This is a genomic window from Pseudomonas sp. No.21, from assembly GCF_054558415.1.
The window spans coordinates 605,107-625,536 of sequence record NZ_BAAJNO010000002.1 but is presented as its reverse complement, the minus strand read 5'-3'; the positions used below and the strand labels follow the sequence as shown (position 1 = coordinate 625,536).

The 20,430-nt window shown below is 61.0% G+C and carries 28 protein-coding genes; 8 read left to right on the top strand and 20 right to left on the bottom strand.

What is annotated here, in order from left to right; genetic code table 11:
- Window positions 1-2 precede the first annotated feature (2 nt).
- The 11 genes from ACYJSS_RS05590 to ACYJSS_RS05540 all read right to left on the bottom strand — a co-directional run bounded on the left by ACYJSS_RS05590 (window position 3) and on the right by ACYJSS_RS05540 (window position 4,996).
- Complete coding sequence (locus ACYJSS_RS05590; protein ID WP_236206622.1) at window positions 3-359, bottom strand: DUF2523 family protein; 357 nt, start codon at window positions 357-359, stop codon at window positions 3-5.
- A gap of 2 nt (window positions 360-361) precedes the next feature.
- On the bottom strand, window positions 362-1,591 hold the full coding sequence (locus tag ACYJSS_RS05585; RefSeq protein ID WP_236206621.1) for an attachment protein: 1,230 nt from the start codon (window positions 1,589-1,591) through the stop codon (window positions 362-364).
- Between the two features lie 145 nt (window positions 1,592-1,736).
- Window positions 1,737-1,952, bottom strand: coding sequence for an FAM162A family protein (locus ACYJSS_RS05580; RefSeq protein ID WP_236206620.1), 216 nt, complete (start codon window positions 1,950-1,952; stop codon window positions 1,737-1,739).
- Between the two features lie 8 nt (window positions 1,953-1,960).
- The gene (locus tag ACYJSS_RS05575) at window positions 1,961-2,206 is read right to left on the bottom strand and encodes a hypothetical protein (RefSeq protein ID WP_236206619.1); all 246 of its coding nucleotides are present in this window, start codon (window positions 2,204-2,206) and stop codon (window positions 1,961-1,963) included.
- Window positions 2,207-2,216: 10 nt separating this feature from the next.
- Window positions 2,217-2,342, bottom strand: a complete 126-nt coding sequence (locus ACYJSS_RS05570; RefSeq protein ID WP_275672250.1) for a hypothetical protein — start codon at window positions 2,340-2,342, stop codon at window positions 2,217-2,219.
- Window positions 2,343-2,365: 23 nt separating this feature from the next.
- Window positions 2,366-2,755: a hypothetical protein gene (locus tag ACYJSS_RS05565; protein ID WP_236206618.1), complete on the bottom strand. Its 390-nt coding sequence runs from the start codon at window positions 2,753-2,755 to the stop codon at window positions 2,366-2,368.
- A gap of 247 nt (window positions 2,756-3,002) precedes the next feature.
- The gene (locus ACYJSS_RS05560; protein ID WP_236206617.1) at window positions 3,003-3,206 is read right to left on the bottom strand and encodes a hypothetical protein; all 204 of its coding nucleotides are present in this window, start codon (window positions 3,204-3,206) and stop codon (window positions 3,003-3,005) included.
- A gap of 3 nt (window positions 3,207-3,209) precedes the next feature.
- The gene (gene pflM, locus ACYJSS_RS05555) at window positions 3,210-3,497 is read right to left on the bottom strand and encodes a lysogeny maintenance protein PflM (protein WP_236206616.1); all 288 of its coding nucleotides are present in this window, start codon (window positions 3,495-3,497) and stop codon (window positions 3,210-3,212) included.
- A 288-nt stretch (window positions 3,498-3,785) separates the two neighbouring features.
- Complete coding sequence (locus ACYJSS_RS05550; protein WP_236206615.1) at window positions 3,786-3,989, bottom strand: DNA-binding protein; 204 nt, start codon at window positions 3,987-3,989, stop codon at window positions 3,786-3,788.
- Window positions 3,990-3,992: 3 nt separating this feature from the next.
- Window positions 3,993-4,316, bottom strand: a complete 324-nt coding sequence (locus ACYJSS_RS05545; protein WP_236206614.1) for a hypothetical protein — start codon at window positions 4,314-4,316, stop codon at window positions 3,993-3,995.
- A gap of 473 nt (window positions 4,317-4,789) precedes the next feature.
- Entirely contained in the window at window positions 4,790-4,996 is a 207-nt protein-coding gene (locus ACYJSS_RS05540; protein ID WP_236206613.1) for a carbon storage regulator, read from the bottom strand.
- A gap of 252 nt (window positions 4,997-5,248) precedes the next feature.
- Between ACYJSS_RS05540 and ACYJSS_RS05535 the strand changes: the two genes are divergently transcribed.
- On the top strand, window positions 5,249-5,389 hold the full coding sequence (locus ACYJSS_RS05535; RefSeq protein WP_236206612.1) for a hypothetical protein: 141 nt from the start codon (window positions 5,249-5,251) through the stop codon (window positions 5,387-5,389).
- A 115-nt stretch (window positions 5,390-5,504) separates the two neighbouring features.
- On the opposite strand, the gene ACYJSS_RS05530 is transcribed toward ACYJSS_RS05535, so the two are convergent.
- The 6 genes from ACYJSS_RS05530 to ACYJSS_RS05505 all read right to left on the bottom strand — a co-directional run bounded on the left by ACYJSS_RS05530 (window position 5,505) and on the right by ACYJSS_RS05505 (window position 9,246).
- A complete protein-coding gene (locus ACYJSS_RS05530) occupies window positions 5,505-6,191 on the bottom strand; it encodes a hypothetical protein (protein WP_236206611.1) in 687 nt (228 codons plus the stop codon).
- A gap of 62 nt (window positions 6,192-6,253) precedes the next feature.
- Complete coding sequence (locus ACYJSS_RS05525) at window positions 6,254-6,886, bottom strand: hypothetical protein (protein WP_236206610.1); 633 nt, start codon at window positions 6,884-6,886, stop codon at window positions 6,254-6,256.
- A 68-nt stretch (window positions 6,887-6,954) separates the two neighbouring features.
- Window positions 6,955-7,242 carry an STAS-like domain-containing protein gene (locus tag ACYJSS_RS05520; protein ID WP_236206609.1) on the bottom strand — a complete coding sequence of 96 codons (288 nt, stop codon included), beginning with the start codon at window positions 7,240-7,242 and terminating at the stop codon, window positions 6,955-6,957.
- Between the two features lie 2 nt (window positions 7,243-7,244).
- Window positions 7,245-8,270 (bottom strand): hypothetical protein, encoded by a 1,026-nt coding sequence (locus ACYJSS_RS05515; protein WP_236206608.1) that lies wholly within the window; start codon window positions 8,268-8,270, stop codon window positions 7,245-7,247.
- Window positions 8,271-8,589: 319 nt separating this feature from the next.
- Window positions 8,590-8,796 (bottom strand): carbon storage regulator, encoded by a 207-nt coding sequence (locus ACYJSS_RS05510; RefSeq protein WP_146602991.1) that lies wholly within the window; start codon window positions 8,794-8,796, stop codon window positions 8,590-8,592.
- A 186-nt stretch (window positions 8,797-8,982) separates the two neighbouring features.
- A complete protein-coding gene (locus ACYJSS_RS05505) occupies window positions 8,983-9,246 on the bottom strand; it encodes a hypothetical protein (RefSeq protein WP_111260193.1) in 264 nt (87 codons plus the stop codon).
- 124 nt (window positions 9,247-9,370) lie between these two features.
- Between ACYJSS_RS05505 and ACYJSS_RS05500 the strand changes: the two genes are divergently transcribed.
- Window positions 9,371-9,652: a helix-turn-helix domain-containing protein gene (locus ACYJSS_RS05500; RefSeq protein WP_111260194.1), complete on the top strand. Its 282-nt coding sequence runs from the start codon at window positions 9,371-9,373 to the stop codon at window positions 9,650-9,652.
- On the top strand, window positions 9,649-10,062 hold the full coding sequence (locus ACYJSS_RS05495) for an ankyrin repeat domain-containing protein (RefSeq protein WP_111260195.1): 414 nt from the start codon (window positions 9,649-9,651) through the stop codon (window positions 10,060-10,062). Before ACYJSS_RS05500 ends, ACYJSS_RS05495 begins: the two co-directional genes overlap by 4 nt.
- Here ACYJSS_RS05495 and ACYJSS_RS05490 read toward each other — a convergent pair.
- Window positions 10,045-10,467 (bottom strand): hypothetical protein, encoded by a 423-nt coding sequence (locus tag ACYJSS_RS05490; protein WP_111260196.1) that lies wholly within the window; start codon window positions 10,465-10,467, stop codon window positions 10,045-10,047. The two genes, ACYJSS_RS05495 and ACYJSS_RS05490, sit on opposite strands and share 18 nt — an antisense overlap.
- Before the next feature lie 303 nt (window positions 10,468-10,770).
- On the bottom strand, window positions 10,771-11,400 hold the full coding sequence (ycaC, locus tag ACYJSS_RS05485; protein WP_111260197.1) for an isochorismate family cysteine hydrolase YcaC: 630 nt from the start codon (window positions 11,398-11,400) through the stop codon (window positions 10,771-10,773).
- 266 nt (window positions 11,401-11,666) lie between these two features.
- Here ycaC and ACYJSS_RS05480 point away from each other — a divergent pair, with 266 nt between their 5' ends.
- The gene (locus ACYJSS_RS05480; protein WP_111260198.1) at window positions 11,667-12,563 is read left to right on the top strand and encodes a LysR family transcriptional regulator; all 897 of its coding nucleotides are present in this window, start codon (window positions 11,667-11,669) and stop codon (window positions 12,561-12,563) included.
- A gap of 72 nt (window positions 12,564-12,635) precedes the next feature.
- Here ACYJSS_RS05480 and ACYJSS_RS05475 read toward each other — a convergent pair whose 3' ends face one another.
- Window positions 12,636-13,268: a TetR family transcriptional regulator gene (locus ACYJSS_RS05475; RefSeq protein WP_111260199.1), complete on the bottom strand. Its 633-nt coding sequence runs from the start codon at window positions 13,266-13,268 to the stop codon at window positions 12,636-12,638.
- 200 nt (window positions 13,269-13,468) lie between these two features.
- Between ACYJSS_RS05475 and ACYJSS_RS05470 the strand changes: the two genes are divergently transcribed.
- The 4 genes from ACYJSS_RS05470 (at window position 13,469) to ACYJSS_RS05455 (ending at window position 20,403) form a co-directional block, all read left to right on the top strand.
- On the top strand, window positions 13,469-14,611 hold the full coding sequence (locus ACYJSS_RS05470; protein WP_111260200.1) for an efflux RND transporter periplasmic adaptor subunit: 1,143 nt from the start codon (window positions 13,469-13,471) through the stop codon (window positions 14,609-14,611).
- A gap of 12 nt (window positions 14,612-14,623) precedes the next feature.
- Window positions 14,624-17,761, top strand: coding sequence for an efflux RND transporter permease subunit (locus ACYJSS_RS05465; RefSeq protein ID WP_459479412.1), 3,138 nt, complete (start codon window positions 14,624-14,626; stop codon window positions 17,759-17,761).
- Complete coding sequence (locus ACYJSS_RS05460; protein WP_111260202.1) at window positions 17,758-19,212, top strand: AdeC/AdeK/OprM family multidrug efflux complex outer membrane factor; 1,455 nt, start codon at window positions 17,758-17,760, stop codon at window positions 19,210-19,212. The genes ACYJSS_RS05465 and ACYJSS_RS05460 overlap by 4 nt, the downstream gene beginning before the upstream one ends.
- Before the next feature lie 375 nt (window positions 19,213-19,587).
- Complete coding sequence (locus ACYJSS_RS05455) at window positions 19,588-20,403, top strand: outer membrane protein OmpK (protein WP_111261971.1); 816 nt, start codon at window positions 19,588-19,590, stop codon at window positions 20,401-20,403.
- Window positions 20,404-20,430 lie beyond the last annotated feature (27 nt).

Here is a 20,430-nt window from a genome sequence, read left to right as displayed (position 1 = left end):
GGTCAGCGTCCAATGAAGGGCACGAACCGCATGACGAAGCGGGTGCTGAGGGCGGAGAAGAGGATGTTGATAGCCTGGGGGATGCCGAAGAATGCGAGGGCGCTGCTGATCTGCGGGGGCAGTGCGGAGAACGCGGAGCGGACGGCCGAGGACAGGCCCAGGCTCTGGATGATTTCCCGGGCGGCGACGAAGGCGATTTCCATGCACAGGGTGAGCGCAGAGAAGTAGCTGTAGATGGCGGCCTTGGTGGCGACCAACAGGGCGTCCTTGAAGTAGTCGTAGACCCCTTGAGCGAGAAAGTCCCAGGCGGCCTGGAAGAAGCCGAGTATCTGGTCGAAGAAGCCGATGATGGTTTCCATGGTCAATCCCTCAGGACGATGGTGGCGGCGATGACGCTGGCCACGAGCAGGAGGATCTGGCGCAGGTAAGCCAGTTCGGTGGCGTAGTCGGTGAGGCAGAGGCTCAGGGTCTGGCCCAGGACGGTGAAGCGGTCGCAGGGGAGAGAGCCGGCGCCCTGGCCGAGGTTGACGTCGAAGACGCCCTTGAAGCTGTTCATCTGCTGCTTGAGCTTGTCGTTGAACGCCTTGCGAGCCTGTTCGGCCTTGGCGTCCCATTCTTTGTTGGCGTTGTCGAAGCTGCCGGTCTTGGGGGGCTTGAGGCTGCTGCCCTTGTTTGGGTCTTTGCCGCCACCGGTTCCGGTGCCGGGGTCTTTGTCCTTGTCGTTATCGCCATCGGTGCCGCCGTCCTGGCCGTCACCACCAGGGTCCTTGTCGCCACCCCCACCCCCACTGCCGCCGCCAGGTTGTGTGTCGTCTTTTTCGCCATCCTTGTCACCGCCCCCTTCGCCGTCAGTGGGTGTCTTGACGCAGGTGGTGCCGGACCAGGACCAACCTTTGGGGCAGCCAGGATCGTTGGGGTCAGATGGAGGGGTGTCGGGGGTATCGACAGGGTTCAACGGGTCGCCGGTTTCGGGCTGATCCCAGTCCCAGCCGGAGCACGGCTCGCCGGTGCCGGTGAGGATGTAGTTGCAGAAACTGTCGACCTTCGAGCCACCAACGAAATAGCAGCTGGTGTAGCGCGGCCGACCATCATCCTTGGAGGCGTAGCCACAACTGTCGACGCAGGCGCTGGAAGGGGCCTGGGACAGCGAGTAGGTACGGCCATTGGAAACGACGACGCCGGCGATGCTACCTCTAGTGAGGATGTCGCTGGTTTCAGCTTTGCAGTCTTTGTCGGGGACTATGCATTGGCCGGTGTTGGGGTCGTAGAGCGTGCCAGGATCGCAGCGCTCACCGTGGCGGGTAAGCAGGATGAATCGGTCGATCCAGTTGCCCCAGTAGAGCTCTTGATAACTGCATTGGACGCTCCTGGCGCTCTCTTCAATAGGTCCGTGCAGGGTGAAGCCACGCCGAAAGTCTGAAGTACCAGACGAGTTACCGGTGAGTGCCAACTTGCAGGCGGTCATCGGGTTGGGGGAGGCGCTCGGAGCATCAATCCCACTGAGGCTCCAGATGTAATTGGCGTGAGCGCTCAGCGGGACGAGCAGTGCCAGAGCGGCCAGCACCATGAGGCGGGCGAGATTTAACGGCATTGCCACGTCTCCACACAAACAAAAGCCCGGCCCTTTCCCAGCAGCCGGGCGGTTCTCAGTGGCCTAGAAAAACTCGCCTGTGCGGTAGCCCGTGATGAAGGCGCCCGCGACGAGGGTTCCGAGGAAGAGGGACCAGATCACCGGCTTAGGCCTTGCGGAGCATGCCGAAGACCACGCCCGCGCAGGCCAGGACGGACAGCGCGATGGCGACGTAGCTGGCCACGGTGCCGGCGTCGGACTTGGCCGCGTCCATGGATGCCTTGATGGCAGCGGTGTCGATGATCGAGTCCGCGAAGGCCGGCATGGCGGCGAAAGCGGAAACGGACAGGGCGATGCAGGTATTGCGGTACAGGTTTTTCATGTGATGCCTCACTTTGCTTTACGAAGGACCGACGCGATCCAGCCCACGGCCAGACCGGTCAGGAAAACCCCGAGAGTCCCGGCGAAACCGACGCCGAATGCTTCCGGGGAAAATCCCCCCGACACGAGGATGTCGACATAGCCGGCAGCCTCCGGGGGAATCAGGTACGCCTGTCGCCACTCCTGCTGGATGCAGTACGTGCCCAGCAGTCCGTTGTGCCACTTGGTGCAGACCTGCACGGCGACGACAGACATGTGTGTGTCCTCAGTAGGGGTGCATCTGGCCCAGGACCACCGGAGCCAGTTGCTCGATCGTGGCGAGGCCATCAGCCAGGCCCCAGGCGTAGCCACCGACTCCAGCGAGCGCGGCGATCAACAGGTAGCGGACCATTGGCTATACCCTCCCCTACCCGGTCAGGACTTGGCCGGATCGGCGGCCGGGGTGCTCTTGTCAGCCGCGGCCGGGGTGGTCGGTTGGGCCTGGGGCTGAGTGCGGTTGCCACCCGAAGACGGCGCCTGGCGAGGCTTGGCGGACTCGATGTGCAGGGCGAGGTTCTTGCCCTTGTTCTGGCCGCCGCGATCCACGTCGAAGGTGATGCGGACCATCTCCATCGGCTGGAAGTGAGCGCCGGCTGCAAACACCTCATCGGCGTAGTCGTCGGCTGCCGCCATGCCGATGATGGAAAGCCCGTGCTCGGTCTTGCCGTCCGGTTCATCGCCGTAGAAGACCTTCACGTACTTGGCCCCCTCCATCTCGGTTTTCTGAGTGCCCAGGAACGTGACTTCCATGGTTGAACGTGCCATTTGAGTTACCTCTCTTGAGTGCGCTGTATGCGCGGTTTGCCTTTCAGCAGGCCGAGCGATCCCACACGGGCGAACTTTCGTTTTCGCTCGTGTGCGTTGTCGGTCTACCGGGGCGTGAATTGGGGCCTATGCGTGGCCGGTTGGTTGGTCGACACCAAGGGCGCTGCCCTTGTCATCCCGCTCTTGCCGCCGAGGGCTCGGGAGCAGGGAGGGTGGAGCGTCTCCCTGCTCACCGGCTGAGGCTGTTTCAGGGGGGCGCTCGGTCAAGGGTGCGCTGCGCCCGGCGCTCCGTTTGGCCGAACGGTGAAGCGTGTTCGGACAAGCCGGTGCGGCGGCCCTGGACCGGGTGGAGCCAGGCGCGGGCGGCGGGGGCCAGGAGGTAGATGCTGAACAGGCAGGGCACGATGAACAGCAGCCAGAGGGCGAGGAAGACCAGAGCGTCAGTAGCCATGGCTCAGTCCTCGAACGGCTCGTGTACTGGCACGAAAGGCGTGGGCGGCCCGCTGTCGTAGACAACGTACCAATACTTCGGGGCGCGGCGGGCGGGCCTGTGTTTCTCGCAGAACGAGGCCGGCCGGCAGACCCATCGCCCAGCGACCCTGGATATCTGCGCGGGGCGGCATTGGTCGCAGGACGTGGACCGGGAGGCTGCGACGGCGGCCGGTGCGCGACGGGACCAGCAGACAGAGCAGGCGCAGTCCGGGGGATGTGGAAGGCGCAGGTAGTGACTGGGGCTGTTCATGGGCTTTCACCTGTGCCGGAGACTTTGCCCGGGAGCGCTCATAGGCGACCCCAGGCGTCATGACAGGGCCGGCATTGGAGGCCGACGGATAGGGCTGGCCAGAGTGGATGAAGGCCGAGTTGGCCAGATCATCAAGCGCCGCGTACTGCTCTTGCGTGAGGACATCAGCGAAGAACAGCGCCGTAATGAAGCCTTCAATGGATGCGGAAGCCTGCGAGCGGTAGCGCGATTCGCAGGTGCGCAGCGAACAGAGGCGGACGAACAGGTACCGCACAGCCATGGAGAAATTCACAGGTCGCCCTCCTTTTCCAGCATCTGCTGAGTCAGCAGCGCGACGTTGACCATCACGTACTTGCCGACCTTGTGGGACGGCACGTAGCCGTTGCGAATCCAGCCCCACACCACGTCGTGTTCGTCGCCCATGCGGATCCAGTTGGCGAACTGGCGCCACGGCATCAGGGGCGGAGGGGTCAGAAAGAATTCACGATCCATGACCTAGCGATCCTTCACAGAGGGAGATTGATGGCGGGCCAGAACATTGGCCCGGGCCCGGTGGAGCGCTTCGCGGGTGCCCAGGTACAGGGCGTTATCCACAAGCGCGGTGAGGCGGGAGGCTTGCGCGGCATCGAGGCGGCCGGCGACGCGGAACAGCAACAGCAGTTGGCGGAACCTCACCACGGCAGAAAGGGCATCGCGGGGCGAGGCGTAGCGGATGACCTTGAGCAGGCGGCACAGAAGTGCGGCGAGTGAGGGGTTGGGGTGAGCCGTCGAGAAATAGGGAGAGCTAGTAACGCTGGGCGTTAGGTTGATTCCTTCCACATCCTTGGCCTTTGCTGCACTATGTTGGACTTTGCGGGAATATCATCTGGACTATGTCCAGTAATATGTACCGACTATTGCACATGGACTATGTCCAGGCAATATTCCATGCGATGATTTAAGTGAATCAAATGAGCATCTCAGATAGAGCGCGCCTATTAATTGAGCTAACGAACCTGAACACCCTCACTCGAGCTGGTGAAACCAACTACGACAGGTGGACAAGCATTCGGAGAGGAAAGGCCCGAGTAGGCGCAGACGAGATAGAAATTCTTGGGAAGGTTTACCCGGCCTACCGCTGGTGGCTAACGACAGGGGAAGTGATGCCAGAGGTCGGGCAGACGAGCCCCGAATACGACGAAGCGCATTCCAACTTGGCCAAACCAGACGCGGTATAGAAGTCACGGCCAAAGCAGCGGCTCGCTGGTTCTCCCGGCGAGCCCGCCCGCAGCAACAGCTCGAAGAAGAAGTGATTACGGAGGAAACGCCAGCTCCTCCACGATGAGCATCCCACCCGGCGCCCTCACCGCCAGCTTCACAGCCCCTTCCCGCACCTCCAGCACCTCGACCTCGATCCCCTGAGTCAGGAGCAGCCGCATCACCCGCTCATCCGGCTCCCCATCGAGAATGTTGATCGACACTACGTCGCCTGGGCGGCAGACGCCTTCATGGGATTGCATGTGATGTACCTCACATTTTTGACGAAGTGAGAAAACCACATCGGATGGTTTCGGCGCGAGAGCAATTAGGCGGCTTCAGACGTTTCTGAAGAATCTAGAGCGCCGAGCTACCACAGAACGCACAGGAACTCAGATGAGGAGCCGAGGGAGCAACGCAGTAACCGAGGTCATACCAAAGCTAAATTGACGGATCACGCGATCAACGCCAATTTATGTCAACCTGCCTACGAAGCAGCAGAAAGGATTCTGCCAATGAAATTTCCCACCACTTCACTAGGGTTTGCTCTTTTGGCACTGACAACGATCAGCGCAGCCGAGCCCCAAGACCCAACCAAAAATGACGCGATAGATTCCGCAGGCACGGCTATCACAGACTTCATCATCAACCGATGAGCCAAGAACTCAGTGACCGGTTGATGCGTAGCTTTGCGGAAAGCGAAGACGTAATGGCCCCAGCCGCCTTCTCAAAAATCCAAAGCCAAACCAATACCAAGAACAATCAACCAATTCATTGCCCCATGCGGAACATACCAGGGTGGTAGATTTTCTCAAACTCCACCAAATCAATATTCCTACCTTCCTCAATCAAAGCATCAACCTTATCATCGATTTCAGAAAGATATTTTAGATATGATTCATGCACCTGAGTCATAAGAGACAAATCAGGCAACTTGGCGTTATCCAGATGAAAAAGAACATGCCACCTAAGAGAGGCAGCGTTTTTGTACTCCGCTCTTACTCTGTCCCCCCACTCCTCTAACCAGGGAACGGTGCTAGAGGCCAACTCTCCTCGCTGATGCGCCTTATGAACCGCCGTAAGAATGTCTCTAATCTCATCGAGCCCCTCATTGAGGTTTCTGACCAGCAAATGAATAAGTTGGTATGAGACCCTTTGATGCTGATTCAAATATAGAAGAGCGTCCTTATAATAATTAGAAAAAACAAAGTTAGAGACACCAGTACTGACCGAGTTATCAATACCTTTGGCACCATAAATCTGCAAATCTCTAGAAAGAGAAATGAGCAACCGATCGACCTCTACATCTATATCAGCTAACTCATTGAGCAGCATAGACTTAATTTTTCTTGCCCGTAACCAGTCCTTCATAAGACTCGTCACTTGCGCAAGCAACCAGCCGGTGATAGCTGCAGCAATACCTATAATTAACTTAAGAGAATTTTCTTCAAAATCCATTGACTCGCTCCACTCACTCCACTTGAAGACACACAAAGAGTAGAAGACACAAAAACAATATCTTATAAGCCTAAAAACTTATCTCGCTCTTTGATTTTGTTTTTGCAAATTTTTACTGAATCGAGAGCTATATTTCTCACTTCTACAGCTTGTCCATTAAGATTCTCCAACCTATTTTTTAACTCCTCGTGTGAGTCAGCACTCTCAAGTGCTAGAACCTGCTCTTTGAGAGACGCAAGGGAGCGACTAACTATCAACACATCTAAAGAAAGCTGCCACTCGGGTATATCAAAAACAGGCAAAGCCATTAGAGCATGATGAGTATCTTCCATAAGCGGCGGCGAGATCTGATCAATATCACTTTGGCTCTGAGACTCATAGGCCCTACAAATATCCTCAGCCAATCCATGAGAGCGAGCCATAAGTGCCATAACAACTTGAAGCTTTTGCCTCTCTAATTTAGCTTGCTTATAGTCTTCAAGCTCTCTTGCGTGATTACTTTGACGCTGAGCAATCCAAGCAGCGGCTATAATTGCAAGAATGCTACCTACAGCCTGAATCCAAGCTGGCGCTGAGTTTTCTAAAAACCCAAGCTCCTGACCTTTAAAGAATACACTCCAGCACAACAAGCAAAATAGTAGAAAGCTTGCTATTGCAGAGATAGATACTGGAACATGCCGAAGAATTTTTTCCATAACACCTAAACAGCCAAAATCTGGATAATAAAAAAGGAGGCCTAAGCCTCCTTTTATTTAAAAAATAATTAAGCAGCAATGACTCCACGGCGACGCTTCATTGCAACAGCAATAGACCGCAAGACATCATCAGCAGCGTTAATTATTTTGATGTGTTTGATAACGAAATCAAAGCCTTTTTCCAACACTAGAACGCCGAAAAGTTCGTCTGCGAAGGATTCGGATATTGACTCAACCCCAGTCAAGTCAATAACGACTTGTCCATGGTCTTTCAATTTATGGTACAGCGCGCTCCGTTCCTTCGAGGCGAGATTCCGGGAAGCTAGGTCACTGTGCCCTAAGGCAAATGTTTCCATCATTACCCCCTGAGAAGATTCATAATGTCATTTACATCTTCCGCCTCATCAGCTTTAGCGGCCATGAGGCAAGATTCCTTAATGGAAAGAGAAATCGCTACCCCTTTCCATGGGTGGGTCAAGGTTCGGAAGCGAGGTTCTCGCCCCTGACTCATGACCATCAGGCAATCGCCCGAAGCAATATTCAGCACACCAGCATAGGATTTAGCTAGCTCTACAAGCTTGGCAAGACCCAACCCCTGGTGGTGGTTACCATTTCGACCGACGGCGATCCGAGCAGCGGTGAAGGGCGCCCTCCCGACAAAGTCATCTGGCACCGCCTGAGCCCACTCATCCTCTGCCTCGGCAAGCTTAGATGAGTTTCCCTCCTGCAAACACCACTGAAGCGCCTCTCTGTGCGTCCGAATCTGGTGAATCCTAGCGATACGAGAGGTAGTGAGCTCGGCTAGAAACCCCATTCCGCAGTCCGCGAGAGAAAACTCAATGATGTGGTCATCACGTTTGCCCGAGAGTTTCTGCTTCTGGGCGACAGAAAATCCCATGTTCAGTCCATGAGACCACACGTTGTCATGCATTTCTCCAACAACATGCGTCAGCTCCTTGAACGCCGGGCTCAGGCTGTAGTTGGCGGGTCCATTCGAAGCATAGTCCCTCAAGCAACCGTTGATCTGAGCAGTCGCTTGGTCGACATCATCCTGAGAGGCTAGGCAGGTGAGCATCGCATAATTCACGCCAGCATTTCGGCGTTGGTACTGATAGTCGTCAACCCCCCAGACAGCCTTTCCCAGCCCCAGCGCTGAGAAATACCCCTCATGTTGCGGATTCTCAAAGACAAGAGACTCTCTAGGAACACCTTTGAGCGTCAAATAAGCAGCGAACGCAGCGATAAATCCAGGCGAGTAGTACTTAGAGGGGACTCTGTGCTCAGCAGCGGCATCCAGGTCGCCGTAATGCCTGGGTAGCCAATCAAGCGCGTCAACTAGGGTAGCCAAATCAGTTCCTTTGAGCAGTGCTTTGCCTACGAGCATGGTGCCATTACGATGGCATTACATCAATCAACGGAACAGATGGTGCAGTGGCACTCCCTGCACGTTAGCAAGGGTAAGAGACTGTCGAAAAAACGTCGAAACCACAGACCGCCAATGACCAGCAGAGTCCAGATCGCTTGCCTTGGGAGGCCCGGATTAACTGACATTGGCAGGCGATGACCAGCAAAGGCCCCGAGCTAAAACGGGTTCAAATCCCCCCGGCTCCACCAAACGCAAAGCCCCTGAAGATCGCGAGATCTCCAGGGGCTTTTTCTTTGGGTGTCGAAAAGCCACCAACAGCGGCAGCAAGAAGGCACGGCTACGAAGGAAAGCCCAACTCCTCCACAATCAGCATCCCGCTTGGCGCTCTCACCGCCAGCCTCACCGAATCGCCCCGCACCTCCAGCACCTCGACCTCGATTCCCTGGGTCAGCAACAGCCGCATCACCTGTGTAACCAGCTTCCCATCGAGAAGGTTGATCGACACCACATCGCCCGTCCGGCAGACACCTTCATGCAGTTGCACGTGATGCACCTCCGATTTTTACCGAGTAGAGGACAACACAGAGGACGTGCCAGGGCGAGAGCGCGAGGATGGCTTCGGAGAGTTCCCTGGCAGCAAAGAAGGCAGCGCCATGCCCGGGTACATAGGCGAAAGCGCCTGGTGCAGCTCGTGCTGGTATTTCAGCGAGCCTCTCTCTGGCCCTCTCCTTCACTCCTCCTGTGCCCCCTGCATCTCCAGGAACCGCGAAAAATCTTCGAGATTGCTACGCGACAGTTGCACCACCGCCTCCATCAGCGCCCCCTCCCGGTACTCGCCGAACCAGGGCCCGGGGAAGCCTTCCCGAAACGCAGCGTTATCCAGGATGATCTCGGCGATCACCTGAACCGTATGCAACCTCGACTCCAACCGCTCGCGCAGTTCGCGAAGGCGACGTTGTTGAGGGGTCAGTGAAAGCAGATCGGAATCGTTCATGGCAGCACCTCTCTAACATGGCCATATCTCTGCAGCAGTACTTCCAGCCTAGAAAATAACCCATTTTGGGATAAACCTGAAATAGGTTTATTCAGACCACCGGCCCTCGTTCCGGTGACCCCCCATGAAAACCATCAACTCCCCGCCCTACCAACGCCTGCTCGAATTGCTCATCGCAACGCGCAATGAGTCGGGTATGACCCAACAGCAGCTGTCAGAGAAGCTGCTGCGCCCTCAGTCCTACGTATCCAAATATGAACGCGGTGAAAGGCGGCTCGATGTGGTCGAGTTCCTGCTGGTCGTGCAGAGCCTCGGTGCGGAGCCTTTCGCGCTCCTGCGGGAGATTCAGCCTCTGCTCAAACAGCTCGGTAGGAACCCGAAAAACAATGTCGGAGATGACCAATGACGAGAAGCGTTGAACAGATATTCGATGAAGTGAGAACCGTACCTGACTGGTTCGAGCACCCCATTGCCTCCGTCCACGACAGAAATGGCTACGGCGATACGCCTCTGCACATCGTCGCCAATTGGGGCGACTGCGAAGCGATAAAGACGCTCATCGAAGCCGGCGCCGATATCAACGCCAAGGGAGAAGCCGGTTTGACGCCGCTGCATTGTGCCGTCGAGCAAGAGAGGCCCGAGGCTATCGTGTTGCTTCTGGCCATGGGTGCCGAAATCATCCCCGACTCGGATGGCTATACGCCTATGCAACTGGCTGAATTGCTGGGGCACAACGAGTTAATCAAGCTCTTCAAAGACCCGACGAACCAGCCAGCAGGTCTGCATGAGGACCTCGAGTCATCTGGTACTCGATAGCGTCAACAACAGTTCGCTGATACTTCTTCGGAGCTCCAGATCAGAAGAGCCCCGTGCTGCATCGTTAGCCTGAATCGCAAACGCCAAGGCCTTGGATGTATCACCCTGCTCCAGATGGGCCTCGGCCATTGCCAGGCAGATTGACGATATGTACTCATCCAGCCCTGCAGCCTGAGCCTTGCACAGCGCACGCTTATAGAATCCGATTGCTTTCGTTCGATCTGGGGTGAAGTCACCTAGGGTTTCCCATTGAAAAGGATGTTCATCCCCGTCCTTCTCACTGAGTTCACACAGGCTTTCGAGCCTTTGATGAGCTTCCCACTCAGCCCGCCTGTCGCCCGTATGCGATGCATGGATGATGTCCAGCACGATCTCGTGAACAGCGCCATGGAGCTTGGGTTTCATACGAAGAACTCTCGACTAAGGAGCACAGGTGGAAAGCTTGAAATGCCTCCACTCACCTGTCCATGTGTGAATCAGTGAAGAGTCCCGACCTGAGCTCACCTGAAGCGAACCAGGCGGCAAACAGGTAGGTTGGCGCCGAGCGTAGCGAGGTCCAACGGAGCGGCCTCAACCTCTGGACGTTGGGCTTCGCAAGCTCAGCACCAACCTACGATCCTCTGCGCACCAAGCGTGAACCCCCAACATAAAAAAGCGGGAGCCCCCCAAAAGGCTCCCGCTTTTCATTCCAGGCCCAGCTTCAGCCCATCACTTGTTGCCGGTCAGCGCCGCGTAGCTGGTCATCAGGTTGCGGTAGTCCGGGATATGGTTGGAGCACAGGGCAGCCAGGCCTTCCACGTCGTTGCGCCAGTCGCGGTGCAGCTCGCAGGCCACGCCGAACCAGTTCATCAGCTGCGCACCGGCCTGGCTCATGCGGTTCCACGCCGCATCGCGGGTGATTTCGTTGAAGGTGCCGGAGGCGTCGGTCACCACGAACACTTCGAAGCCTTCCTCCAGGGCGGAGAGGGCCGGGAAGGCCACGCAGACCTCGGTCACCACGCCGGCGATGATCAGCTGCTTCTTGCCGGTGGCCTTGATCGCCCTGACGAAGTCCTCGTTGTCCCAGGCGTTGATCTGGCCGGGGCGGGCGATGTAGGGCGCGTCCGGGAACAGCGCCTTCAGTTCCGGCACCAGCGGGCCGTTGGGGCCGGTTTCGAAGCTGGTGGTGAGGATGGTCGGCAGCTTGAAGAACTTGGCGAGGTCGGCCAGGGCCAGGACGTTGTTCTTGAACTTGTCCGGCTCGATGTCGCGGACCAGGGACAGCAGGCCAGCCTGGTGGTCGACCAGCAGGACGACGGCGTTGTCTTTATCGAGACGGTTGTAGGTGAAGTGGGTCATGGTGCGTTCCTCGCTTTTCGATAATGGGTGCCGGTTCGGCGTGGGTGTTCTCTGCTTCGTTGCAGTGGCTGACTGCATGGAGGAAAGATTAAATTTGGCACCCTTGATCCGCCAGACTGCGAAAATTGCCTCTAGCGTTCTATTTAAGGAACGCCCTCCCCCTTCAAACCTCGCCACCCTGCCAGGCAAGGCCGGCATACAATTGCGTGCCGGAAACAGCGATATCCGCCCCCAGCCTTGCCTGCCGATCACGAATTGAGGCCGTCATGAAAGCCACCTCCGATGAACTCCAGCACTTCGTCAGCGTCGTCGAATGCGGCTCCATCAGCGCGGCGGCCGAGCAGTTGGGCCTCACGCCCTCGGCGGTGAGCCGCACGCTGTCGCGGCTGGAGGAGAAGCTCGCCACCACGCTGCTGAACCGCACCACGCGGCGCATGGAGCTGACCGAGGAAGGCCGCTTCTTCTTCGACAACGCCAAGGAGATCCTCCAGCAGATGGAGGCCCTGGAAGAGCGCCTGGCCCTGCGCCAGCAGAAGCCCGCCGGGCGGCTGCGCATCAACGCCGCCTCGCCCTTCATGCTGCATGCGGTGGTGCCGCATATCGGTGACTTCCGTGCGCTGTATCCGGACATCCAGCTGGAGCTGAACACCAACGACCAGATCATCGACCTGCTGGAGCACCGCACGGACCTCGCCATCCGCATCGGCCCGCTGAGCGATTCGACCCTGCATGCGCGGCCTCTGGGTGCCAGCCGACTGCACCTGGTGGCGAGCCCGGAGTACCTGGCGCGCCACGGCGCGCCCGACAGTGTGGAGGCGCTCAAGGCCCACAGCCTGCTCGGGTTCACCCAGCCGGAAAGCCTCAACCAGTGGCCGGTGCGTCACGCCTGCGGAACGCAGCTATCGGTGCAGCCGAACCTGCGCGCCTCCAGCGGCGAGACCCTGCGCCAGCTGGCCCTGGCCGGCCAGGGCATCACCTGCCTGGCCAGCTTCATGACCGACCAGGACCTGGCCGAGGGCCGCCTGGTAGTGGTGCTGGCCGAACACATGAGCGACTACCGCCAGCCGATCCACGCGGTGTACTACCGCAACTCGCAGCTGGCCCTGCGCATCCAGTGCTTTCTCGATTTCATCCAGGCGCGCCTGGCCGGTGCCCGGGCCTAGCACAAATCCACTCATATTTGGGACGGGCTTCCCGAGCCCGGAAAGCCGCTAGCACGGCGTCTGACAGCGCATTCAGCTACGCAGTGCCGTACTGCTCTTCAGCATATCCAGCAGGGCATCGACCAGTTGCTCGGCCTGTTCGGCCAGGGGAAAACGCCCCGGCACCAGCAACCAGTGAGCCTGGAGTCCGTCGATATAGGCATGCAGGGTCACCGCGGCGCGGGTGCAATCCAGGCCTTCGGGCAGTTGCCCCTTGGCCACGGCATTGGCCAGGGCTCGGGCAATGCGCTGGTCACATTCCTGGCTGAAGCCCTGCATTTTCTGCCGCAGGTCGCCCAGCTCATCGGTGAACTCGCATTTGTGCTGGAGTATTTCGCTGATGCGACGGCTGCGCGGGTCCAGCTCCACGCGCTTGAGCAGCCGTACCAGGAGCTGGCGCATGCGGCCCAGGGGGTCGGGCTCGTCCTCGCTCTCGCTGGCCCGCGCCAGTTCCTCGAGCGGCGTGCGCAGGCGCTCGTGCATGGCCTGGAAGACATCGACCTTGTTCTGGAAGTGCCAGTAGATCGCCCCGCGGGATACCCCCGCCTTGCTGGCGATATCGGCCAGGGAGGTGCGCGACACCCCCTTGTCGTAGAACACGCGCTCGGCGGCATCGAGGATCTGGATGCGGGTCGCTTCGGCTTCTTCTTTGGTTCGTCTGGCCATGCCGGGGCGGACTCTGGGGGGCAGTGGAAGGAGTAAGGAATCGCCTCCCCATCGACACATTATCTGACAGAGAGTAGAGAAGAATCGTTTACAAACGTTCACGTACGTAAGTATATTCGTTAGCAGACTAAACAATCCACCCACGCTCCCTGCATGGGTATCGCCCGCCCGGGCAAACGTATCGAACGAGGTCTTTTCAGATGCAGAAGAAGCCAGCCTTCGCAGCTATGGTTTCCGCCGTCGCTCTGGCTACGCTCACACTCGCCGGCTGCAAGGAGGCCTCCGCGCCCCCGCCCGCGCAGACACCTCAGGTGGGGATCGTCACCCTGCAAGCACAGCCCTACACCCTGACCACCGAGCTGCCGGGCCGCACCACCGCGTTCCGCATCGCCGAGGTACGGCCCCAGGTCGACGGCATCATCCAGAAGCGCCTGTTCAAGGAAGGCACCGAGGTGAAGGCCGGCCAGCAGCTGTATCAGATCGACCCGTCCGTCTATCAGGCGACCTTCAAGAGCGCCGAGGCCACCCTCGCCTCCAGCCGTTCCCTGGCCGACCGCTACAAGGACCTGGTGACCGACCAGGCCGTCAGCCGCCAGGCCTACGACGAGGCCCAGGCGTCGCGCCTGTCGGCCGAAGCCGCGCTGGAGAAGGCGCGCATCGACCTGCGCTACACCAAGGTGCTGGCCCCCATTTCCGGGCGCATCGGCCGCTCCTCGGTCACCGAGGGCGCCCTGGTGAACAACGGCCAGGCCGCCGCCATGGCGACCATCCAGCAGCTCGATCCGATCTACGTCGACGTCACCCAGCCGACCAAGGACCTGCTGCGCCTGCGCCGCGACCTGGAGAGCGGCCAGCTGCAGAAGGCCGGCGACAACGCCGCCAAGGTCAAGCTGACGCTCGAGGACGGCAGCGAGTACGCGCACGAAGGCACCCTGGAGTTCTCCGAAGTCTCGGTGGACGAAGGCACCGGTTCGGTGACCCTGCGCGCGGTGTTCCCCAACCCCGACCATGACCTGCTGCCGGGCATGTTCGTGCACGCGCAGCTGAGCTCCGGGGTCAAGCAGCAGGCCATCCTCGCGCCGCAACAGGGCGTGACCCGCGACCTCAAGGGCCAGGCCACCGCGCTGGTGGTCAACGCCGAGAACAAGGTGGAGCTGCGCCAGCTGGAGGCGGACCGCACCGTCGGCGACCGCTGGCTGGTGACCAAGGGCCTCAACCCGGGTGACAAGCTGATCACCGAAGGCCTGCAGTTCGTCCGCCCCGGCGCCGAAGTGAAGACCGCCCCCGCGACCAACGTCGCCGAATCGAAGTCGGTGGACCCCGACCTGGCGAAAAGCCAATAAGGAGCGACCTTCATGTCGAAGTTCTTCATCGACCGGCCGATCTTCGCCTGGGTGATCGCGCTGGTGATCATGCTCGCGGGCGGCCTGGCCATCCTCAAACTCCCGATCAACCAGTACCCGAGCATCGCCGCGCCCGCCGTCGGCATCCAGGTCAGCTACCCCGGCGCCTCCGCGCAGACGGTGCAGGACACCGTGGTGCAGGTGATCGAGCAACAGCTCAACGGCATCGACGGCCTGCGCTACATCTCCTCGGAAAGCAACTCCGACGGCAGCATGACCATCACCGCCACCTTCGAGCAGGGCACCAACCCCGACATCGCCCAGGTGCAGGTGCAGAACAAGCTGCAGCTGGCGACCCCGCTGCTGCCGCAGGAAGTACAGCAACAGGGCATCCGCGTCACCAAGGCCGTGAAGAACTTCCTGCTGGTGATCGGCGTGGTGTCGACGGACGGTTCCATGGACAAGAACGACCTGTCCAACTACATCGTCTCCAACATGCAGGACCCGATCTCGCGCACCAAGGGCGTGGGTGACTTCCAGGTGTTCGGCTCGCAGTACGCCATGCGCATCTGGCTCGACCCGGCACGGCTGAACAACTACCAGCTGACCCCGGTCGACGTGAAGAGCGCCATCCAGGCGCAGAACGTGCAGGTCTCCTCCGGCCAGCTCGGCGGCCTGCCCGCCTCCCCCGGCACCCAGCTCAACGCCACCATCATCGGCAAGACCCGCCTGCAGACCCCCGAGCAGTTCGGCGCCATCCTGCTCAAGGTCAACCGCGACGGCTCCCAGGTGCGCCTGCGTGACGTCGCCCGCATCGAGCTCGGCGGCGAGAACTACGCCATCAGCGCCCAGTTCAACGGCAAGCCCGCCTCGGGCCTGGCGATCAAGCTGGCCACCGGCGCCAACGCGCTGGACACCGCCAAGGCCATCCGCGAAACCATCGACCAGTTGAAGCCCTTCTTCCCCGCCGGCATGGAGGTGGTCTTCCCCTACGACACCACCCCGGTGGTCTCGGCCTCCATCGAAGGCGTGGTGCACACCCTGGGCGAGGCCATCGTCCTGGTGTTCCTGGTGATGTTCCTGTTCCTGCAGAACTTCCGCGCCACCATCATCCCCACCCTCGCGGTGCCGGTGGTGCTGCTGGGCACCTTCGGCGTGCTGGCGATGTTCGGCTTCACCATCAACACCCTGACCATGTTCGCCATGGTCCTGGCCATCGGCCTGCTGGTGGACGATGCCATCGTCGTGGTGGAGAACGTCGAGCGGGTGATGGCCGAGGAAGGCCTCTCGCCGCTGGAAGCCACCCGCAAGTCCATGGGCCAGATCCAGGGCGCGCTGGTGGGCATCGCCCTGGTGCTCTCGGCGGTGTTCCTGCCGATGGCCTTCTTCGGCGGCTCCAAGGGCGTGATCTACCGCCAGTTCTCCATCACCATCGTCTCCGCCATGGCGCTCTCGGTGCTGGTGGCCCTGGTGTTCACCCCGGCCCTCTGCGCCACCATGCTCAAGCCCATCGCCAAGGGCCACCACGCCCCCAAGCGCGGCTTCTTCGGCTGGTTCAACCGCACCTTCGATCGCAGCGTGAACGGCTACGAGCGCGGCGTGCGCGCCATCCTCAAGCGCAAGGCGCCGTACATCCTCATGTACCTGGTGATCGTCGCGATCATGGCCTGGCTGTTCACCCGCATCCCCACCGCCTTCCTCCCCGAGGAAGACCAGGGCGTGCTCTTCGCCCAGGTGCAGACCCCGGCCGGCGCCAGTGCCGAACGCACCCAGGTGGTGGTCGACCAGATGCGCGAATACCTGCTCGACGCCGAGAAGGACACCGTCAAATCCGTGTTCACCGTCACCGGCTTCAACTTCGCCGGCCGCGGCCAGAGCTCGGGGATGGCCTTCATCATGCTCAAGCCCTGGGGGGAGCGTCCCGGCGCCGAGCACAGCGTGTTCTCCCTGGCCCAGCGCGCCCAGCAGCACTTCTTCAGCTTCCGCGACGCGATGGTCTTCGCCTTCGCCCCGCCGGCGGTGCTGGAGCTGGGTAACGCCACCGGCTTCAACTTCTTCCTCCAGGACCGCGCCGGCGTCGGCCACGAACAGCTCAACGCCGCCCGGGACAAGTTCCTCGAACTGGCCAACAAGAACCCGGTGCTGGCCCGCGTGCGCGCCAACGGCCTGTACGACGAACCGCAGTACCAGCTGCAGATCGATGACGAGAAGGCCCGTGCCCACGGCGTCTCCCTGGCGGACATCAACAACACCGTGTCCATCGCCTGGGGTGCCAGCTACGTCAACGACTTCATCGACCGTGGCCGGGTGAAGAAGGTCTACCTGCAAGGCGTACCGGAGGCGCGGATGAACCCCGACGACCTCGGCAAGTGGTACGTGCGCAACGACCAGGGCGAGATGGTGCCGTTCAGCGCCTTCGCCTCCGGCGAGTGGGTCTACGGCGCGCCGAAACTGGCCCGCTACAACGGCGTGCCGGCCATCGAGATCCTCGGTGAAGCGGCGCCCGGCCACAGCTCGGGCGAAGCCATGGCGGCGGTCGAGGAGATCATCAAGCAACTGCCGGCCGGCGTCGGCTACTCCTGGACCGGCCTGTCCTACGAGGAGCGCCTCTCCGGTGCCCAGGCGCCCGCGCTCTACGCGCTGTCGCTGCTGGTGGTGTTCCTCTGCCTGGCGGCGCTGTACGAGAGCTGGTCGATCCCCTTCTCGGTGATGCTGGTGGTGCCCCTGGGCATCCTCGGGGCACTGCTGTTCACCAGCATGCGCGGGCTCTCCAACGACGTGTTCTTCCAGGTGGGCCTGCTCACCACCATCGGCCTCTCGGCGAAGAACGCCATCCTCATCGTCGAGTTCGCCAAGGAGCTGCACGAACAGGGCAAGAGCCTGTTCGACGCCGCCGTGGAAGCCTGCCGCATGCGCCTGCGCCCGATCATCATGACCTCGCTGGCGTTCATCCTCGGCGTGGTCCCCATGGCCATCTCCAGCGGCGCCGGCTCGGGCAGCCAGCACGCCATCGGCACCGGCGTGATCGGCGGCATGCTCACCGCGACGGTACTGGCGATCTTCTGGGTCCCGCTGTTCTACGTACTGGTCTGCTCGCTGTTCAAGGACAAGCGCAGCAAAGACGAACTGACCAAGGAGGCCGCCGAATGAGGCAGTCCCTGCTGACCCTCGCCATCGCCAGCGTCCTGCTCGGTGGCTGCTCGCTGATCCCCGACTACCAGCGCCCCGAGGCGCCGGTGGACGGCGCCTGGCCCCAGGGCGAGGCCTACACCGCCAACGGCGCGACCCAGACCGAGGTGGCCGCGCCCGACCTCGGCTGGCGCGAGTTCTTCAAGGACCCGGCGCTGCAACGCCTGGTGGAGACCGCCCTGGCCAACAACCGCGACCTGCGCGTGGCCGCGTTGAACATCGACGCCTACCGCGCGCAGTACCGCATCCAGCGCTCCGAGCTGTTCCCCAGCGTCTCGGCCGATGGCAGCGGCACCCGCCAGCGCCTGCCGGCGGACCTCTCCAGCAGCGGCCGCGCCACCACCAGCGGCCAGTACGCGGCCACCGTGGGCGTCAGCGCCTGGGAGATCGACTTCTTCGGCCGCCTGCGCAGCCTCAACGAGCAGACCCTGGAGCAATACTTCGCCAGCGAGGAAGCCCGCCGCAGCACACAGATCAGCCTGGTGGCCAGCGTCGCCAACGCCTACCTGACCCTTCAGGCCGACCAGTCGCTGCTCAAGCTGACCCGCGACACCCTGAAGACCTACCAGGAAAGCCTCGCCCTCACCCAGCGCAGCTTCGACGTCGGCGTCGCCGATGCCCTGGCCCTGAGCCAGGCGCGCACCGCCGTGGAAAGCGCCCAGGTCACCCTTGCGCAGTACAGCCGCCTGGTGGCCCAGGACCGCAACGCCCTGGCCCTGCTGCTGGGCAACGGCGTGCCTGGCGACCTCCCGCAAGGCGAGGTGCTGGGCGACGACCAGCTCGCCGAAGTGCCCGCCGGCCTGCCGTCCGAACTGCTGCAGCGCCGCCCGGACGTGCTCCAGGCCGAACACCAGCTCAAGGCCGCCAACGCCAGCATCGGCGCCGCCCGCGCCGCGTTCTTCCCCAGCATCAGCCTCACCGCCAATGCCGGGACCAAGAGCGCCGAGCTCTCCGGCCTGTTCGACGGGGGCTCCGGCAGCTGGCTGTTCCAGCCGCAGATCAACCTGCCGATCTTCACTGCCGGCCGCCTCAAGGCCAACCTCGACTACGCCGAGGTGCAGAAGGACATCCAGGTGGCGCAGTACGAAAAAGCCATCCAGACCGCCTTCCAGGAAGTCGCCGACGGCCTCGCCGCCCGCACCACCTTCGAGGAGCAGCTCACCGCCCAGCGCAACCTGGTACGCACTTCCGAGGACTACTACCGCCTGGCCGAGCGCCGCTACCGCACCGGCGTGGACAGCTACCTGACCCTGCTCGACGCCCAGCGCCAGCTGTTCAGCGCGCGCCAGCAACTGATCAGCGACCGCCTCAACCAGCTCACCAGCGAGGTCAACCTGTACAAGGCCCTCGGCGGCGGCTGGAACGAGCGCACCACCAGCGCCCAGGCGGCACCGACCACCCCGCAATCCTGATTCGCGTGTCCAGGCCCATGGATTGGGCCACCCTTGCTGCGCGAGGCCCCCATCGGACTTGATGGGGGCTTTTTTATTGCGCGCGCAAAACCTGCGCGCACGCCCCCATCCCACCCGCCCCAAGTTGATGCAGCACTGTTCGATCGGTCAGGTAAGCGCGCCCATAACCGTGCACGGGCAAGCCTCCCGCAAGTCGGAAAAACCCATTGGTCACGAAACAACCGCTTGAAACATCGGGGTTTATCCAGATAATCCCGCGCCCGGGGAAGGTGTCGGAGAAAACTGGCTCCTTTCTTGCTCTGGCAGCCAAGCCTGACCAATCAGACAACTTCTACGCAGATAGAAAGATAACCAAGCACCAGGAGCCCAACCCGAATGAACCGTACCCTCTCCGCTCTCGCGCTCGCCGGTGGCCTGCTGGCCTGCGGCCAAGCCCTGGCCGACGGCCCGCTGCTGTGGCAGAACAACAGCGTCACCTACCTGTACGGCAAGGATTTCAAGGTCAACCCGGAAATCCAGCAGACCTTCACTTTCGAGCACGCCAGCGGCTGGACCTGGGGCGACCTGTTCATCTTCGCCGACCAGATCAACTACAACGGCAAGGCCGACGCCAACGCCGGCAACAACACCTACTACGGTGAAATCTCCCCGCGCCTGTCGTTCGGCAAGCTGTTCGACCAGAAGATCGCCTTCGGCCCGGTGACCGACGTGCTGCTGGCCGCCACCTACGAGCGTGGCGAGAACCGCACCCAGAACTACCTGCTCGGCCCGGGCTTCGACCTGGCCATCCCCGGCTTCGACTACTTCCAGCTGAACGTCTACTACCGCAAGCCCGACGGCATCACCAACAACCCCGCCGGCCAGTGGCAGGTCACCCCGGTGTGGTCGTACACCCTCCCCGTGGGCAACTCCGACATCCTCATCGACGGCTTCATGGACTGGGTGTGGAACAACAAGGACGCCACCAGCAGCCGCCCGAACGACCTGCACGCCAACCTGCACTTCAACCCGCAGATCAAGTACGACCTGGGCAAGGCCCTGGACCTGGGCGCCAAGCAGCTCTACGTCGGTGTCGAGTACGACTACTGGAGCAACAAGTACGCCATCGACGACAACAGCTTCCTCGGTGACGAGATCCTCGGCGGCACCGACCAGAACACCGCCAGCCTGCTGGTCAAAGTGCACTTCTGATCGCACCCCGCCCCGTCGCCATCCGGG

Bases quoted from the DNA above. Each gene is read 5' to 3' on its own strand.
- ACYJSS_RS05505 (WP_111260193.1), bottom strand. From the start codon at position 9,246: ATGAACGATTCCGATCTGCTTTCACTGACCCCTCAACAACGTCGCCTT.
- ACYJSS_RS05540 (WP_236206613.1), bottom strand. From the start codon at position 4,996: ATGCAATCCCATGAAGGCGTCTGCCGCCCAGGCGACGTAGTGTCGATC.
- ACYJSS_RS05575 (WP_236206619.1), bottom strand. From the start codon at position 2,206: ATGTCTGTCGTCGCCGTGCAGGTCTGCACCAAGTGGCACAACGGACTG.
- ACYJSS_RS05500 (WP_111260194.1), top strand. From the start codon at position 9,371: ATGAAAACCATCAACTCCCCGCCCTACCAACGCCTGCTCGAATTGCTC.
- ACYJSS_RS05515 (WP_236206608.1), bottom strand. From the start codon at position 8,270: ATGCTCGTAGGCAAAGCACTGCTCAAAGGAACTGATTTGGCTACCCTA.
- pflM (WP_236206616.1), bottom strand. From the start codon at position 3,497: ATGAACAGCCCCAGTCACTACCTGCGCCTTCCACATCCCCCGGACTGC.
- ACYJSS_RS05550 (WP_236206615.1), bottom strand. From the start codon at position 3,989: ATGGATCGTGAATTCTTTCTGACCCCTCCGCCCCTGATGCCGTGGCGC.
- ACYJSS_RS05465 (WP_459479412.1), top strand. From the start codon at position 14,624: ATGTCGAAGTTCTTCATCGACCGGCCGATCTTCGCCTGGGTGATCGCG.
- ACYJSS_RS05520 (WP_236206609.1), bottom strand. From the start codon at position 7,242: ATGGAAACATTTGCCTTAGGGCACAGTGACCTAGCTTCCCGGAATCTC.
- ACYJSS_RS05580 (WP_236206620.1), bottom strand. From the start codon at position 1,952: ATGAAAAACCTGTACCGCAATACCTGCATCGCCCTGTCCGTTTCCGCT.
- ACYJSS_RS05570 (WP_275672250.1), bottom strand. From the start codon at position 2,342: ATGGTCCGCTACCTGTTGATCGCCGCGCTCGCTGGAGTCGGTGGCTAC.
- ACYJSS_RS05495 (WP_111260195.1), top strand. From the start codon at position 9,649: ATGACGAGAAGCGTTGAACAGATATTCGATGAAGTGAGAACCGTACCT.
- ACYJSS_RS05475 (WP_111260199.1), bottom strand. From the start codon at position 13,268: ATGGCCAGACGAACCAAAGAAGAAGCCGAAGCGACCCGCATCCAGATC.
- ACYJSS_RS05585 (WP_236206621.1), bottom strand. From the start codon at position 1,591: ATGCCGTTAAATCTCGCCCGCCTCATGGTGCTGGCCGCTCTGGCACTG.
- ACYJSS_RS05535 (WP_236206612.1), top strand. From the start codon at position 5,249: ATGAAATTTCCCACCACTTCACTAGGGTTTGCTCTTTTGGCACTGACA.
- ACYJSS_RS05455 (WP_111261971.1), top strand. From the start codon at position 19,588: ATGAACCGTACCCTCTCCGCTCTCGCGCTCGCCGGTGGCCTGCTGGCC.
- ACYJSS_RS05480 (WP_111260198.1), top strand. From the start codon at position 11,667: ATGAAAGCCACCTCCGATGAACTCCAGCACTTCGTCAGCGTCGTCGAA.
- ACYJSS_RS05525 (WP_236206610.1), bottom strand. From the start codon at position 6,886: ATGGAAAAAATTCTTCGGCATGTTCCAGTATCTATCTCTGCAATAGCA.
- ACYJSS_RS05460 (WP_111260202.1), top strand. From the start codon at position 17,758: ATGAGGCAGTCCCTGCTGACCCTCGCCATCGCCAGCGTCCTGCTCGGT.
- ACYJSS_RS05490 (WP_111260196.1), bottom strand. From the start codon at position 10,467: ATGAAACCCAAGCTCCATGGCGCTGTTCACGAGATCGTGCTGGACATC.
- ACYJSS_RS05530 (WP_236206611.1), bottom strand. From the start codon at position 6,191: ATGGATTTTGAAGAAAATTCTCTTAAGTTAATTATAGGTATTGCTGCA.
- ycaC (WP_111260197.1), bottom strand. From the start codon at position 11,400: ATGACCCACTTCACCTACAACCGTCTCGATAAAGACAACGCCGTCGTC.
- ACYJSS_RS05470 (WP_111260200.1), top strand. From the start codon at position 13,469: ATGCAGAAGAAGCCAGCCTTCGCAGCTATGGTTTCCGCCGTCGCTCTG.
- ACYJSS_RS05590 (WP_236206622.1), bottom strand. From the start codon at position 359: ATGGAAACCATCATCGGCTTCTTCGACCAGATACTCGGCTTCTTCCAG.
- ACYJSS_RS05565 (WP_236206618.1), bottom strand. From the start codon at position 2,755: ATGGCACGTTCAACCATGGAAGTCACGTTCCTGGGCACTCAGAAAACC.
- ACYJSS_RS05560 (WP_236206617.1), bottom strand. From the start codon at position 3,206: ATGGCTACTGACGCTCTGGTCTTCCTCGCCCTCTGGCTGCTGTTCATC.